Genomic DNA, 14,217 nt, shown 5'->3' on the forward strand with positions numbered 1-14,217 from the left:
CCTCCCGCCCGGCGGAGCCCCCTACCAGGTGGGTGAGGATGGTGGCCACAAAGATCAGTGGGGCGGTGCGCAGGCGCATGGGCTCGGCCTCCCGCACTGCGGTGAGCACCAGGTTGGTGCCCTGGTCCTTCTCCATCCCGCTCAGGCGGTACAGCAGCACAATGGCGATGCCGCCCAGGGGGAGAAAATACAAGATCCAGGGGTGCTCCCCACGCAGCTCCGCCCCCCAGTCGATACCCAGGTGGAAGGCGGCCGCCACCGCCCCCACCAGCAGGCCCGTGGCCCCGGAGTACAGCAGCCACTTGCAGAAGCGCAGCCCCTCCAGGAAAACCTTGCGGACCTGGTTTTGGTCCAGCGTCATGGTCCTCTCTCCTTTGCCTCACCGGCGTGTTTGGGTTGATTATACTACAGTCGAAGGGAAATGTCTGTGGGAGATGGGATTTTTGTGGGAGTTTTTGCAGGGGGATTTCGCCGTCTGCGGACGGCGAGTGACTTTCTGGGCGGACACTTTCATGGCCCGTTGGGGGGACTCTGCGGTTCCAGGGCTCACCCTCATCCGCTCGGCACGTTTCCCCTTCTAAGGGAAAGACTCTTGGGCGACCGCAAGGGTCGCCCCTACGGCGAAAACGAACTGGGAACGTTGGTTCGATAGACAGAGGCGCAGAAGCGGAACCGCACCAAAAGCAAATTTTGCAAACCCAGGCCCCTAGTGGGGCCGGACGGAATTGCACCCAATCACTCCTGATTTTGTGCGCCGGAAGGATTCTGCAAACCCTAAGGGGTAACCCCCGTAAATGGGGTCCGGGGAAAGGCGACTATGAGCACGCTAGTGCTCATCGGAGCTGTCCCCGGCGGCGTTTTGGTGACTTTGCCGCCGAGGGCAAAGTCACTCGCCGCCCGCAGGCGGCGAAATCCCTTCTGCACTTGCCCCAAAAAATAATTTATGGTATCCTGATTTGCACAGTATTTCCCGCTCAGAGACAGAGAGGGCGGGAAAGAAGGAGTGTTTTCTGCTATGGTCAAGGCCATTTTCTTCGACGTGGACGGAACTCTGGTGAGCTTCCGCACCCACACCATTCCCACTTCCGCCCTGGAGGCCCTCCACACCCTGCGCGCCAGGGGGATCAAGCTCTTTCTGTCCACCGGGCGGCACCCGGTCATGCTCCGGAGCGTGGAAAAGAGTTTCTCCTTTGACGGGGCGGTCACCCTCAGCGGCCAGTACTGTACGGCCGGAGGGCAGGTGCTCCGCAGCAACCCCATGCCCTCCGAGGCGGTGGAGGAGCTGGTGGCGGCCGCCGGGGACAACGCCTTCTCCTGCATTTTTCTGGAGGGGGAGGACATCTATGTGAACTGCATCAACGACTACACCCGCCGGTTCATCTCCGACCTGTCCATCGACATGCCCCCTGTCCGCCCGGCCCGGTACGCTCTGGGGCGGACGGTGTACCAGGCGGTGACCTTCCTGGACAAGGAGCACGAGCACCTGCTTCTGGACCGGGCCCCCCATCTGAAGACCACCCGGTGGCACCCCAATTTCCTGGACGTGATCCCCCCCACCGGGGGCAAGGACCGGGGACTGGACGCCATCCTGGACCACTTCGGCATCCCCCTGGAGGAGTCCATGGCCTTCGGCGACGGGGAGAACGACCTGTCCATGCTGGTCCATGCGGGCATCGGCGTGGCCATGGGCACCGCCAGTGATGAGGTGAAGGCCCGGGCGGACTACGCTGCCCCATCGGTGGACGAGGACGGGGTGGCACGGGCCCTGGAGCATTTCGGCCTGCTGTGAGAGGAAAGCCGTCGAAATTCACAAATAGTTCTGGAATTTTCCCTACCTATGAGGTACAATGTGGATAAGAACCCACCCATTATATTTAGGAGGGCATCCATATGAAGCTGACATTCTTCGGCGCGGCCCACGCGGTCACCGGCAGCTGTCACTGTCTGGAAGTGGGCGGCAAAAAGATCCTCATCGACTGCGGACTGCAGCAGGGCCGGGACGAGCACGACGACAACGCCCTGGACTTCGCCCCCAGCTACATTGACTATGTCATCGTCACCCACGCCCACATCGACCACTCGGGGCGCATCCCCCTGCTGGTGAAGGAGGGCTTCCAGGGGGAGATTTACGCCACCCGCCTGACGGCCCAGCTGCTGTCCATTATGCTGCGGGACTCCGCCTTCATCCAGGAGAGCGACGCCCAGTGGCAGAACCAGAAGGGCAGGCGTGCCGGCCGGCCCGAGGTGGAGCCCCTGTACACCGTGGCCGACGCGGAGGCCGCCATGCAGCAGGTGGTCACCGCCGAGTACGGCCAGATGGTGGACCTGTGCGAGGGGGTGCAGATCCGGTTCCGGGACGCGGGGCACCTGCTGGGCTCCTCCATGGTGGAGATCTGGGCCACCGAGAACGGAGTCACCAAGAAGCTGGTGTTCTCCGGGGACCTGGGCAACATAGACCAGCCCATCATCCGGGACCCGGAGTATCTGGACACGGCGGACTATGTGGTGATGGAGTCCACCTACGGCGACCGGAACCACGAGCCGCCGGAGAGCTACACCGAGGCCCTGGCCCAGCTCATCGACGAGACCTTCGCCCAGGGGGGCAACGTGATCATTCCCTCCTTCGCCGTGGGCCGCACCCAGGAGCTGCTGTACTTCCTGCGGGAGATCAAGGACGAGGGGCTGGTGAAGAGCGCCCCCAACTTCCAGGTGTGCGTGGACAGCCCCCTGGCCGCCGAGGCCACCCGTATCTACTCCGGGGATTTGCGGGGCTATCTGGACGAGGAGGCCATTGAGGTCCTCCAGGGGGGAGACAATCTGTTCACCTTCCCCGGCCTCACCCTGGTCCAGTCCACCGAGGAGTCCAAGGCTTTGAACATGGACCGCAGCTCCAAGATCATCATCTCCGCCTCCGGCATGTGCGACGCCGGGCGCATCCGCCACCATTTGAAGCACAACCTGTGGCGCCCCGAGTGCGCCGTGGTGTTTGTGGGCTATCAGGCGGAGGGCTCCCTGGGCCGGCGGCTGCTGGAGGGGGCCAAGTCGGTAAAGCTGTTCGGCGAGGAGATCGCCGTCAACGCCCGCATCGTCAACTTCAAGGGACTCTCCTCCCACGCGGACCGGGACCACCTGCTCGCCTGGATCGAGCACTTTGCCCCTACCCCCCAGCAGGTCTTTGTGGTCCACGGGGACAGCGAGGTGACCGACCTCTTTGCCAAGGATTTAAACGAACGGAGCATCCCCGCCCACGCCCCTCTCTATGAGGAGGTCTACGACCTGTCCGCCAACGCCATGCTGGCCAAGGGCGTGGTGCTGGAGCCCAAGAAGACCACCGGCGGCGCGGCAGCCGGCTCCCCCGCCTTTGTCCGGCTCCAGGACGTGTCCAAACAGCTGGAGGCCCTCATCAGCCGCAGCCGGGGCCGCCCCAACAAGGACCTGGCCCGGCTGGCCGACCAGATCAAACAGGTCATGGAGAACTGGGAGAACTGACCGCTGCCTAAAACTTAGAACAACAGGGAGAAACTGCTATGCCTATGGAACTCAACCGCCGGGAGCTGAAGGCCCGGGCCCGGGAGCAGATGCGGGAGACCCGCCCGCCCTTCTGGCTGGTCACACTGGTCTACCTCCTGCTGACCACCGGGGTGTCCACTCTGGCCGATCTGACCGGGGCCGCCCAGCTTACCTTCCCGCCGTCGAGCGGGGATACGCTGCCCCTGTTTCTGTATCTGCTGATTCTGCTGTACACCACGGTGATGAACTTCGGGTATCAGATCTGGGCCCTGCGGGTCTATCGCCGGCAGCAGGCGGGTTACGGCACCCTCATCGACGGCTTTTCCATGGCGGGACAGGTGCTGCTGATGGAACTGTACATATTCGGCTGCACGCTGTGCTGGGCGCTGGCGTTTGGGACTGCGGGCGGTCTGGCGCTGCTTCTGATGGATTGGCTCCCGCCGGTTTTGCTGGTGCTGCTGTTCTATGGGGCGGTGTTCGGCATCACTCTGTGGATCTCCTACCGCTATGCCCTGGCCCCCTTCCTGCTCATGGACCGGCCGGAGGCGGGGGCCATCGCCCCGGTGCGGGAGAGCGTGGCCATGATGAAGGGGTGGAAGTGGGAATATTTCAAGCTGGACTTCTCCTTCTTCGGCTGGTACCTGCTGAATTTCCTCCTGTCCCTGGGGGTGGAGCTGGCGTTTATCCTCCCCGCCGTGCTGGAGCTGCTCCAGGCCACGGAGGTGGACCCCGCCCTTCTGATCAACGGGCTGGAGCTGCCCTGGATCGCCGCGCTGCTGTCCACCCTGATCCAGGTGCCCCTCTCCCTGTGGCTGAACCCCTATGTGGCCATCGCCCACGCCGGATTCTATCAGGTCCGGGTCCAGCAGGCCGCCGCCCCTCCCCCCGTGTGGGACGCCCCCTATGACGGGCCGTATAATGGGCCGGACCTATAAGCGGCAGACTTGAAAACTGAACTGAAAAACGGCAGGAGTGCACATACCCGCGCGCTCCTGCTGTTTTTTTCACAATGGCCAAAGAGGCCGTATTTTGCGCGAAACCCTTGCATTTTGTGTGGGAACTGGGTAAAATGGCAACGGTTATTCTGGTATGGATGTGGGCGCGACGCCCCGGAAAGGAATGGAATATGAGCGAGTTTCGCGGAAGTCAGAACTATGTGGCCTCGGAGGAGCTGATGCGGGCGGTGAACATCGCCATGGTGCTCCAGAAGCCCCTGCTCATCAAGGGGGAGCCGGGCACCGGCAAGACCATGCTGGCCGAGGCCATCTCCCAGGCCCTGGGCAAGAAATTGATTATCTGGAACATCAAGTCCACCACCAAGGCCCAGGACGGCCTGTATGTGTACGACGTGGTTCAGCGCCTCTACGACAGCCAGTTCGGGGGCGAGGGGGTGGACGACATCGCCAAGTACGTCCGGCTGGGCAAGCTGGGGGAGGCGTTCACCTCGGAGGAGCAGGTGATCCTCCTCATCGACGAGATCGACAAGGCGGACCTGGAGTTCCCCAACGACCTGCTGTGGGAGCTGGACCGGATGGAGTTCCACATCCCGGAGACGGGAGAGACGGTCACTGCCAAGCACCGGCCGGTGGTCATCATCACCTCCAACGCGGAGAAGGAGCTGCCCGACGCCTTCCTGCGCCGGTGCGTGTTCCACTACATTGAGTTCCCGGACAAGGAGCTGATGGCGGAGATCGTCCGGGTGCACTTCCCCGACCTGGACGACAAGCTGCTCACCCAGGCCCTGGAGGCCTTCTACCGCATCCGGCAGATGTCCCAGATCAAAAAGAAGCCCTCCACCAGCGAGATCATCGACTGGCTGCGGGCCCTGGTCCACGAGGGGGTGGACCCCAAGCGGGTGGTGAAGGAGGTGCCCTACCTGGGGGTCCTGCTGAAGAAGAACGAGGATATGGACGCCCTGCGCCGGGCCTGGAGATAAACGTATCCCGCGGGCGGCCATATGGGGCCGCCCCTACGGCGCTTGAAGAGGCTCCCGCATATGCCGTAGGGGCCGGACACTGGCCGGCCCGCCCATTTACGGAAGATTTCCCGCCATCGGCGGGAGGGGCAAGCCCCTCCCCTACCGGTATACCGGAAAACCCCCGTATTCTTCGTAGGGGCGCACATTGTGCGCCCGCGGGCGACCGCAAGGGTCGCCCCTACGGCGTTTGAAGAGGCTCCTGCATATCCCGTAGGGGCCGGTGTCCTCACCGGCCCGCACGTTTAGGGAACATTCCCCGTGATCGGCGGGCGGATGAGGACATCCGCCCCTACGCACCATGCTTTCGGGCCCAACATCCTCGTAGGGCCCGACGACTCGGCGGGCCGTCAATCCTGGGTCCCGCGCCCCCCGAAAGTCACCCTCATCCGCCCCAGTGTGCGCACTGAGGCACCTTCCCCCTGTAAGGGGGAAGGCTTAAGGGCGGCCCAGGTGTGCCGCCCCTACGGCGTAACCGGGGGGTTATACGTTTCGTAGGGGCGCACATTGTGCGCCCGCGGCCGCGATGTATCGCGGCCCTGCAAACGCCCCGTTTCCCAATGATCCCGCGTCAACAAAGGAGTGATCCAATGTTTGAGGAATTTCTCTACACCCTGCGCCGGGGCGGCCTGAAGGTCTCGCTTACCGAGTGGATGAGCCTGATGGAGGCCCTGGACAAGGGGCTGCACCGGTCCAGCTTCACCGGCTTTTACCACCTGTGCCGGTGCCTGCTGGTGAAGAGCGAGGCGGACTTTGACCGCTTCGACCGGTGCTTTCTCCAGTACTTCCGGGACGTTCCCTTCGAGGGGGAGGTGTCCCAGGAGCTGCTGGACTGGCTGGACCGGCCTGACGTCCTGAGCGACTATGCCAACTGGGACGAGGAGCAGGCACGGCTCAACGAGCTGCTCTCCGAGGAGGACATCGAGCAGATGCTCCAGGAGCGGATGCAGGAGCAGAACGAGGAGCACAACGGCGGCAACTACTGGGTGGGCACCCACGGTATGTCCACCTTCGGAAACTCCGGATTGTCCCCCAAGGGCATCCGGGTGGGGGGCCAGGGGATGCACCGCCGGGCCTTCCGGGTGGCGGGTGAGCGGAAGTTCCGGGACTTCCGGAAGGACAACACCCTGGACACCCGCCAGTTCCAGGTGGCCCTGAAGCGGCTGCGCCAGTACTCCGGCCTGGTGGACCTGCCCCCCACCGAGTTCGATGTGGACAACACCATCCAGGACACGGCGGAGAAGGGCGGCATGCTTACGGTGCGCTATAAGCGCCCCAGGCAGAACACGGTGAAAGTGCTGCTGCTCATGGACTCGGGCGGGTCCATGGACTACTACGCCCAGCTGTGCTCCGCTCTGTTCCAGGCGGTGAGCAAGGTGGGCCACTTCAAGGATTTGAAGGTCTACTACTTCCACAACTGCGTCTACGGCCGGGTGTACGACAACCCCAGCCTGCTCCCCAGCGGAGCGCTCCAGACCGACTGGCTGCTGTCCAACCTGTCCTCGGAGTACAAGGTGATCTTTGTGGGGGACGCCCAGATGGCCCCCTATGAACTCACCGGCGGCTGGTACTACAACCGGGACCGGGACCCCAGCGCCCCCAAGTGCGGCATGGACTGGCTGCTGCGCTTCCGGGACAAATACCAGAACGCCATCTGGCTCAATCCCAGCGACCGGCCCAGCTGGGGCCAGTACTGGTGCGAGACCTATGACCAGATCGCCGCTGTCTTCCCCATGTTTCCCCTGACGGTGCAGGGGCTGGAGGACGGCATGAAAAAGCTGCTGGCCCGGTGAGCTGTCCTGGCACCGGAACTATCCCGAAAGATTCAGAAAAAATAGGAGTTTTTTCTTTACAATCGGGGGAAATTGTGATATAGTATCCCAGCGTCAAACGCACCCCTCTGGCTTCGTTTCAGGAGAACGCCCGGCAAGAGTTCGGGGCTTCACCCGCCTGTTACGCAGCCTCGTGGGCATCGAATTTCAGAAAGGTGGAATTTTCCATGATCCGCAAGGACGAAAAGACGGCCGTTATCGAGGCCAACCGCATCCACGAGACCGACACCGGTTCTCCCGAGGTGCAGATCGCCATTCTCACCGCCCGCATCAACGAGCTCACCGAGCACCTGAAGGTCCACAAGCAGGACAACCACTCCCGCCGCGGCCTGCTGAAGATGGTCGGTAAGCGCCGCAAGATGCTGGACTATCTGATGGCCAAGGACATCGAGCGTTACCGCGCCATCATCGCCAAGCTGGGCATCCGTAAGTAATTGTTTGCCTTCATAGGGCAGCGCGCATATCGTGCTGCCCTATGTTCGCATCTAAAACCAACAAAAAACCTGGAGCAGCAGCGCTTTTTTAGCAGTTGAATATGGGCCTGATAAGGGTGACCGCCGTCCCCAAGCCTCCCCCTCAGGGGGGAAGGTGCCCCAGTGCGCACACTGGGGCGGATGAGGGGGCGTAGGTGCATAATACGGACTCACCCTCATCCGTCACGGCCGTTGGCCGTGCCACCTTCCCCTGGTAGGGGGAAGGCATACACCCGGACCTATATTCAAGTGCTAAAAAGGGTTGTTATGTTCCAGGAGACGAAAAATTTCTCAAAAAGGAGGACAACCCATGTCAACCATCATCAAGCACAAGGAATTCCCCAAGTTCAAGAGCTGGACCATGGACCTGTGCGGCCGTCCCCTGACCATCGAGGTGGGCAAGGTGGCCGAGCTGGCCAACGCCAGCGCCATGGTCAAGTACGGCGACACCACCGTCCTGGTGGCCGTCACCGTGGCCCCCCGCCCCCGGGACGGGGTGGACTTCTTCCCCCTGTCCGTGGACTTTGAGGAGAAGCTGTACGCGGTGGGCCGCATCCCCGGCTCCTTCATGCGCCGGGAGGGCCGCCCCTCTCTGCCCGCCGTGCTGGCCAGCCGCCTGATCGACCGGCCCATGCGCCCCCTGTTCCCCAGCGATTTCCGCAACGACGTGTGCATCACCTGCACCGTCATGAGCGTGGACTACGACTGCTCCCCCGAGGTGGCCGCCATGATCGGCGCCTCCGCCTGCGTGAGCTACTCTGAGATCCCCTTCGCCGGCCCCATCGGCTGCCTGGAGGTGGGCTACTGCGACGGTCAGATCGTCCTCAACCCCAACCAGGAGCAGCGCAAGACCAGCCGCATGGACGTGACCGTGGCCGCCACCCGGGAGAAGGTGGTCATGATCGAGGCCGGGGCCGACGAGATCCCCGACGAGATTATGTACGCCGGCATCGTGAAGGCCCACGAGGAGATCCGCAAGCAGATCGACTTCATCGACCAGATCGTCTCCGAGATCGGCAAGCCCAAGATGGAGTACGAGCACGCCCAGTTCAACCAGGAGCTCTTCGACAAGATCGTGGCTGACTTCATGGACGAGGCCAAGGCCGCCATGGACACCGACGACAAGAACGTGCGCGAGGAGCGCTGGAACGCCATGATCGACCGCTGGCACGAGAAGTATCTGGAGGAGTATCCGGATATGGACCAGTACCTGGAGGAGTTCACCTACAAGTTCCAGAAGAAGATCGTCAAGGCCTGGCTGCTGGAGGGCCACCGTGTGGACGGCCGCGCCAAGAACGAGATCCGCCCCCTGGCCGCCGAAGTGGGCGTGCTGCCCCGGGTCCACGGCTCCGGCCTCTTCACCCGCGGCCAGACCCAGGTCCTGTCCGTGTGCACCCTGAACACCCTGGCCGCCTCTCAGAAGCTGGACACCATCTGGGAGGAGACCGAGAAGCGCTATATGCACCACTACAACTTCCCGCCCTACTCCGTGGGCGAGGCCAAGGCTCCCCGGTCCACCAACCGCCGGGAGTACGGCCACGGCGCCCTGGCCGAGCGGGCCCTGGTGCCGGTGCTCCCCTCTGTGGACGAGTTCCCCTACGCCATCCGGGTGGTCTCTGAGGTGCTGTCCTCCAACGGCTCCACCTCTCAGGGCTCCATCTGCGGCTCCACCCTGGCCCTCATGGACGCGGGCGTGCCCATCAAGGCCCCTGTGGCCGGTATCTCCTGCGGCCTGATCCAGGACGACGACGGAAGCTTCACCACCTTCATCGACATCCAGGGTGTGGAGGACTTCCACGGCGAGATGGACTTCAAAGTAGCCGGCACCAAGGCGGGTATCACCGCCATCCAGATGGACCTGAAGAACGACGGCCTCACCCACGAGATCATCAAGGAGGCCCTGGACATCACCCGGGACGCCCGGTATGCCATCCTGGACGAGGTCATGCTGCCCTGCATCGCCGCTCCCCGGCCTGAGGTGAGCAAGTACGCCCCCAAGATGATCACCATGAAGATCGACCCCGACAAGATCCGGGAGGTCATCGGCAAGGGCGGCTCCGTCATCCAGAAGATCACCGCCGAGTCCGGCGCCACTGTGGACATTGAGGACGACGGCACCATCCACATCGCCTCCCCCAACGCCGAGGCCTGCGACGCAGCCAAGAAGATGATCGACACCATCGTGTTCGTCCCCCAGGTGGGCGAGCTGTACTACGGCAAGGTGGTGCGCATCCTCCAGTTCGGCGCCTTCGTGGAGCTGGCCCCCGGCAAGGACGGCATGGTCCACATCTCCAAGCTGGCCGATCACCGGGTGGAGAAGGTGGAGGACGTGGTCAATGTGGGCGACATGATCTGGGTCAAGGTCACCGACATCGACGACAAGGGCCGGGTCAACCTGTCCTACCGGGACGCCATCAAGGAGATCAAGGCCAAGAAGGCCGCCGGCGAGAGCGTGAAGTAAGCGTTCCCTTCCATCAAATGACAGACAAAATGCCTCGGGCGTGAGCCCGAGGCATTTTTTGTATTTATGTACGGGGCTCAGCCCAGGACGCCCAGATGCTCCAGCAGGATCTTGGACCCCATGAGGATCAGCACGACGCCTCCGGCCAGCTCGGCCCAGGACTTGCCCTTCTCTCCCACGACGCCCCCCGCCTTGACGCCGATGGCGGACAGCACACAGGTGATGACCCCGATGAGGGCGACGGCGGGGCCGATGGGGACGCTGAGAAACGCGAAGGTGATGCCCACGGTGAGGGCGTCAATGCTGGTGGCCACCGCCAGGGGAAACATGGCCTTAGCCCCGAAGGAGGCCTCCATCTCCTCCTCCTCGGTGCTGCGGGACTCCCGGATCATGTTCACGCCAATGAGCCCCAGGAGCACAAAGGCGATCCAGTGGTCGATGCTGGTGATGAAGGACTGAAACTGCACCCCCAGCAGCCAGCCCAGGAAGGGCATCAGCGCCTGAAAGCCTCCGAACCAGAGCCCCGCCGTCAGGGCGTGTCCCAGCGTCACCCGGCCGGCGGACAGCCCCTTGCACACGGACACCGCGAAGGCGTCCATGGCCAGCCCCACGGCCAGCACCACCAATTCTATCATTCCCATGGTAAAATTCCTCCTCAAACTGCTTCCGGCCTGCGCCCGGGAGTTTGGCATCTCTCCCGTGGGCAGGCCTGTGCCGGCGCAAAAAAACGAGACCCATCTGTCCCCTTGGAACAGATAAGTCTCGTCATAAAAAACAAAGCCAGAACCCCGGAACCGGAGCTCAGTCTGTTGACCTTGTTACGCCTTCGCGCCGACTACTCCCTTATGTTTAGGCAGTATGATACCACAGGGGAGCGGGCCTGTCAAGAAAATTTGGGGGAATTTCTCCCAAAACGGCCTATCCCTGCACCAGATAGGGGTTCTCGCCCCCCTGCTCACAGGCCAGCAGGCCCTTGACCGTGCCGGCCACCATGTGCTCCACGGCCTCCTCAGTGTAGAAGGCGGTGTGGGGGGTGACGATCACGTTGGGGAAGGCCTTCAGCAGGGCCAGGTCGTGGTTGGGGATGGGGACGGTTTTCAGGTCGGCGTAGTACAGGCCGCTCTCCTGCTCCAGCACGTCCAGGGCGGCGGCCCCCACCTTCCGGCTCTCGATGGCCTCGATGAGGGCGGCGGTGTCGATCAGGTCCCCCCGGGCGGTGTTGATGAGGATGACTCCGTCCTTCATCTTGGAGAGGCTCTCCCGGTTGATGATGTGGTGGTCCTCCGGGTTGGCGGGCATGTGGAGGGTGATGATGTCCGCCTCCCGCCAGATGGTCTCCAGGTCGGCGTACTCCGCCAGCTGGGCCACCTCGGGGTTTTGATACAGGTCGTAGGCCAGCATCCGGCAGCCGAAGCCGGACAGGTGGCGAATCACCGTGCTGCCGATCTTGCCGGTGCCCAGCACCGCCACGGTGGAGTTGGACAGTTCCCTGCCCATCTTCCCCTCCAGGGTGTAGTCCTGGACCACGTTCCGGTCCAGGATCTGCCGCATTTTCCGGCAGCACATGAGCATGAGCATGATGGCGTAGTTGGCCACCCCGCTGGGGGGATAGAACACGTGGGTCACCGGCATGCCCAGCTCCTTGGCAGTGGGCAGGTCGAAGTGGTCGAACCCAATGGCCCGGGCCCCCAGGTACTTCACCCCCAGCTCGTGGAAGCGGCGGATAGCCTCCGGCCCCAGGGCGTAGGGGGTGGTGCTGATGGCGTCATAGCCCCGGGCCAGCTCAATGTTCTCCGGGGTGGGATATTCGGTGCTGTAAGCAAATTCCACCCCCAGCTTTGCGCACCACTTGTCAAACAGGGGCTTCTCGTCAAACTCACGGACGGCGTAGGCAAACAGCTTCATCTCTCCCGGGCGCGGAACGGTTCCGCGCCCCTCTCTCCTCTCTTTCGTTCCAACCGGGACGTTGTTCCGCTCCATTATAGTCCTTTCTCCGCCGGGCCGCAAGCCCTCCGGCGGGGCGGGCGGAGACGGAAATTTTTTGTCCTTGGGTGTACGGGGGTGGACAACTGCGGGGCAGTTTCTTGGATAGGGTGAACGGGAGATTCTTCCGCCCGGAATGCAAGGAACGCACAAAAATGCCCGCCGGTCCTTTGCTTGAAAGGAGCGGCGGGATTGACAAAAAGCGGCGCGGTTCTCTATAATGGGATAGGCGCTGTTACATAAGGCGGCCAGCCACTTCCCTGTGAGGGGAGGTGATGCGGATATGGGGCACCGAGGAGAGCAATTTCTGAGGCTTTTGATGTGTTTTGCCATCTTGGCATACATCATGACCATAAAAGCGTGCTGACCGCTTGGCTGGTCCCCAAACGGTCAGCATAGTTGATACTATCTGACTGAAAGAAAGGGCTGGCCGCAGTAACAGCGCCCTTTTCTAATATCATTATAGGGACTCTCCCCCGCTTTGTCAAGCAAGACAGGGCGGGGATTTTGTTCTTCCATCTGAATCGGAGAGGAGCGAGCGTATGAGTCTATACGGCGAAAAGTTCAAGATCGGCGGCCTGCCCTGCGGCCTGGTGCTGCGGGGCTCAGCCAATGGGGAGTACCGGGTGGTGTTCGAGCGGGAGTACGCATCCCTGGAGCAGATCGAGGCCCTGGAGTGGGACCCGCCCGTCCTTGAGGGGGCGTGCATCCTGCCCGTGGGCTACGGCTTCACGGTCAAGGATATCCAGTACAGCGCCGCCACCCGCAGCTACCATGTGGTGCTCCAGGTGGGGAAGCAGTACCTGGGGGATGTGACCGGCTATCAGGCCCAGGTGACCCAGCTTCAGGGGACCATCCAGGAGCAGGCGGGGACCATCCAGACCCAGCGGGACACCATTGCGGAGAAGGAGAGCACCATCGCCCAGCAGGCGGCCACCATTGAGACTCAGACGGCCACGATTGTGTCTCAGGCGGAGACCATTGAGGAGATGGAGGCGGCGGGCACCGCCGAGACGGTCAAGGCTGAGCTGAGCGCGGCCTATGAGGAAGGAGTGGAGAGCAATGGCTGATATTGTGACCATGGCCAAGGACGAGCTGAAAGTCCGGGGCAAGGCGGACGCGGCGGCCCTGGCCGCCCGGGCGGTGTCCGGCGAGGCGGACGGCACCGAGCTGACGGCCAGCCAGGATCAGATTCCCACCTGGCGGCAGCGGGATTTTTCCGCCATTCCCGTTGGGAGCCCCTACAAGTGGAATGGGATCGTGTACAAGCTGTGGCAGCAGCACGACGCCACCCAGCAGCCGGACTGGACTCCCGACCAGGCAGTGAGTCTGTGGGATGTGTGCCACACCACCGACCCGTCCATGGCCGCTCCCTATGTGCAGCCCCAGGGCGCCCGGGGGATGTACCAGGTGGGTGAGTGCTGCACCGAGGACGGACACGTGTGGAAGTGCATCCAGGCGGACACCTCCTATCCCCCCTCCCAGCTGCCCGGTGCCTGGACGGACCTGGGGGCTGTTGAGGAGGGACAGGGCTGATGGAGTGGACCACCCTGGCGGTGGCCGGGATGTCCCTCATCGGCACCCTGGCGGGAACCTTTGGGGGTATCCTGGTGTCCAACAAACTGACCACCTACCGGATCGAGCAGCTGGAGCGGAAGGTGGCCGCCCACAACAGCCTGGTGGAGCGGACCTACAAGCTGGAGGGGCAGATGACCGAGGTTCAGCACGACATCCGGGACCTGAAAAGCGAGAGGGGGTAGAGGGATGGAAGAGCTTCAAAAGCGCCTGAGCAATTTGCTGACCATCAAGAGCATGGTTACTCTGATTCTGACGGTAGTATTTGCCTGTTTGACCTGCGGAGGCAGAGTGAGCGCCGAGGAATTTTTGACTGTGTTCACTGTGGTCATCGCCTTCTACTTCGGCACCCAGGCAGAACGTAGCAGCCGGAAATCCGGCGACGGGACCTGAGACGAGGAGAAGATG

The 14,217-nt window shown here is 62.8% G+C and carries 14 protein-coding genes; 11 read left to right on the forward strand and 3 right to left on the reverse strand.

Going from position 1 to position 14,217, the window contains the following annotated elements:
• Positions 1–361 (reverse strand): chloride channel protein (locus H6B31_RS10190; RefSeq protein WP_204898419.1); only part of this gene is annotated, 361 nt, incomplete at its 3' end.
• Between the two features lie 654 nt (positions 362–1,015).
• Between H6B31_RS10190 and H6B31_RS10195 the strand changes: the two genes are divergently transcribed.
• From H6B31_RS10195 to H6B31_RS10225, 7 genes are all read left to right on the forward strand, one after another.
• Positions 1,016–1,789, forward strand: a complete 774-nt coding sequence (locus tag H6B31_RS10195) for a Cof-type HAD-IIB family hydrolase (RefSeq protein WP_204898420.1) — start codon at positions 1,016–1,018, stop codon at positions 1,787–1,789.
• Positions 1,790–1,890: 101 nt separating this feature from the next.
• Positions 1,891–3,489, forward strand: a complete 1,599-nt coding sequence (locus tag H6B31_RS10200) for an MBL fold metallo-hydrolase RNA specificity domain-containing protein (protein WP_204898421.1) — start codon at positions 1,891–1,893, stop codon at positions 3,487–3,489.
• Positions 3,490–3,527: 38 nt separating this feature from the next.
• Entirely contained in the window at positions 3,528–4,445 is a 918-nt protein-coding gene (locus H6B31_RS10205; protein WP_204898422.1) for a DUF975 family protein, read from the forward strand.
• Between the two features lie 191 nt (positions 4,446–4,636).
• Positions 4,637–5,446 (forward strand): AAA family ATPase, encoded by an 810-nt coding sequence (locus tag H6B31_RS10210; protein ID WP_204898423.1) that lies wholly within the window; start codon positions 4,637–4,639, stop codon positions 5,444–5,446.
• Between the two features lie 629 nt (positions 5,447–6,075).
• Entirely contained in the window at positions 6,076–7,278 is a 1,203-nt protein-coding gene (locus tag H6B31_RS10215; RefSeq protein WP_204898424.1) for a vWA domain-containing protein, read from the forward strand.
• A 206-nt stretch (positions 7,279–7,484) separates the two neighbouring features.
• The gene (rpsO, locus tag H6B31_RS10220) at positions 7,485–7,751 is read left to right on the forward strand and encodes a 30S ribosomal protein S15 (RefSeq protein ID WP_087291681.1); all 267 of its coding nucleotides are present in this window, start codon (positions 7,485–7,487) and stop codon (positions 7,749–7,751) included.
• Positions 7,752–8,100: 349 nt separating this feature from the next.
• Positions 8,101–10,251, forward strand: coding sequence for a polyribonucleotide nucleotidyltransferase (locus tag H6B31_RS10225; protein WP_204898425.1), 2,151 nt, complete (start codon positions 8,101–8,103; stop codon positions 10,249–10,251).
• Positions 10,252–10,328: 77 nt separating this feature from the next.
• On the opposite strand, the gene H6B31_RS10230 is transcribed toward H6B31_RS10225, so the two are convergent.
• On the reverse strand, positions 10,329–10,892 hold the full coding sequence (locus H6B31_RS10230; RefSeq protein WP_204898426.1) for a manganese efflux pump MntP: 564 nt from the start codon (positions 10,890–10,892) through the stop codon (positions 10,329–10,331).
• A 277-nt stretch (positions 10,893–11,169) separates the two neighbouring features.
• Complete coding sequence (locus H6B31_RS10235) at positions 11,170–12,156, reverse strand: D-isomer specific 2-hydroxyacid dehydrogenase family protein (RefSeq protein ID WP_204898427.1); 987 nt, start codon at positions 12,154–12,156, stop codon at positions 11,170–11,172.
• Between the two features lie 620 nt (positions 12,157–12,776).
• Here H6B31_RS10235 and H6B31_RS10240 point away from each other — a divergent pair.
• The 4 genes from H6B31_RS10240 to H6B31_RS10255 are packed head-to-tail and all read left to right on the forward strand — an operon-like array spanning position 12,777 to position 14,202.
• Entirely contained in the window at positions 12,777–13,304 is a 528-nt protein-coding gene (locus H6B31_RS10240) for a hypothetical protein (protein WP_204898428.1), read from the forward strand.
• Positions 13,297–13,770 carry a hypothetical protein gene (locus H6B31_RS10245; protein WP_204898429.1) on the forward strand — a complete coding sequence of 158 codons (474 nt, stop codon included), beginning with the start codon at positions 13,297–13,299 and terminating at the stop codon, positions 13,768–13,770. Before H6B31_RS10240 ends, H6B31_RS10245 begins: the two co-directional genes overlap by 8 nt.
• Positions 13,770–13,994, forward strand: coding sequence for a hypothetical protein (locus H6B31_RS10250; protein WP_087292735.1), 225 nt, complete (start codon positions 13,770–13,772; stop codon positions 13,992–13,994). The genes H6B31_RS10245 and H6B31_RS10250 overlap by 1 nt, the downstream gene beginning before the upstream one ends.
• A gap of 4 nt (positions 13,995–13,998) precedes the next feature.
• Positions 13,999–14,202, forward strand: a complete 204-nt coding sequence (locus tag H6B31_RS10255) for a hypothetical protein (RefSeq protein ID WP_191342495.1) — start codon at positions 13,999–14,001, stop codon at positions 14,200–14,202.
• The last annotated feature ends 15 nt before the right edge of the window (positions 14,203–14,217 follow it).

Source organism: Pseudoflavonifractor capillosus (assembly GCF_016899775.1).
Classification (GTDB): domain Bacteria; phylum Bacillota; class Clostridia; order Oscillospirales; family Oscillospiraceae; genus Lawsonibacter.